Origin of the sequence: Streptomyces sp. NRRL S-1022 (assembly GCF_000720135.1) — a bacterium.
Lineage (GTDB): Bacteria > Actinomycetota > Actinomycetes > Streptomycetales > Streptomycetaceae > Streptomyces.
On record NZ_JOIU01000099.1, the window covers coordinates 1 to 1,096 of the forward strand.

At 65.3% G+C, this 1,096-nt stretch carries 2 protein-coding genes; both read right to left on the reverse strand.

The window, feature by feature from the left end:
* Window positions 1–666 (reverse strand): alpha-amylase family glycosyl hydrolase (locus IG05_RS0140970; RefSeq protein ID WP_030349175.1); only part of this gene is annotated, 666 nt, incomplete at its 3' end.
* The coding region (locus tag IG05_RS0140975) for a DUF3459 domain-containing protein (RefSeq protein WP_030349176.1) at window positions 663–1,096 on the reverse strand (434 nt) is incomplete at its 5' end. The genes IG05_RS0140970 and IG05_RS0140975, both read right to left, overlap by 4 nt.

Consider the following 1,096-nt stretch of genomic DNA (forward strand, 5'->3'; position numbering starts at 1 on the left):
CGGCATGACCGGGAAGTGGAAGGCCATGTGGCACTCGTCGCCGCCGGCCGAGAAGTCGCCGAAGTAGTCGACGACGTCCTCGGGCCACTGGTTCGCCTCGGCGAGGAGCACCTTGTCGGGATACTGGGCGTCGATCTCCTTGCGGACCCGCTTCAGGAACTCGTGGGTGGCGGGCAGGTTCTCGCAGTTGGTGCCCTCCTGCTGGTACAGGTACGGCACCGCGTCCAGCCGGAACCCGTCGATGCCGAGATCGAGCCAGAACTTCAGTGCGGAGATCATCTCCTCCTGCACCGCCGGGTTCTCGTAGTTGAGGTCCGGCTGGTGCGAGAAGAAGCGGTGCCAGTAGTACTGCTTGCGTACCGGGTCGTACGTCCAGTTGGAGACCTCGGTGTCGACGAAGATGATCCGTGCGTCCTGGTACTGCTTGTCGTCGTCGGCCCAGACGTAGTAGTCCCCGTACGGACCGTCCGGGTCCCGCCTCGACTCCTGGAACCACGGGTGCTGGTCGCTGGTGTGGTTCATCACGAAGTCGATGATCACGCGCATGCCGCGCTGGTGGGCGGCGTCCACGAACTCCACGAAGACGGCGCGTTTGAACCAATCCGGGTCCCGGTCCTTGGCGGGAGTGTCCTCGAAGGTGTCCGGAACGGGCTCATTGACGATCATGTTGTGGGTGACCCTCCGATCTGCGGGGTGGACGGTCGCAGGACGGTGAAGACATGCGCGGGCCTATGACCCGGTTCGAGGCGCACATAGTTGGCCCTGCCCCAGTAGTAGGTCTCGCCGGTGAGCTCGTCGCGCACCGGCACGGACTCGTGCCAGTCCAGGCCGAGTTGCGGCATGTCCAACGAGACCGTTGCCTCCTGGGTGTGGTGGGGGTCGAGATTGACGACCACCACGACCGTGTCCGCTCCCGTGCTCTTGCTGTAGGCGATCACCGCGTCCTGGTCGGCGTGATGGAAGTGCAGGTTCCGTAGCTGCCGCAGTGCCGGGTGCCGTCGCCGGATGGTGTTGAGCCGGGTGATGAGCGGTGCGATGGTCCGGCCCTCGCGCTCGGCGGTCGCCCAGTCCCGGGGCTTGAGCTGGTACTTCTCCG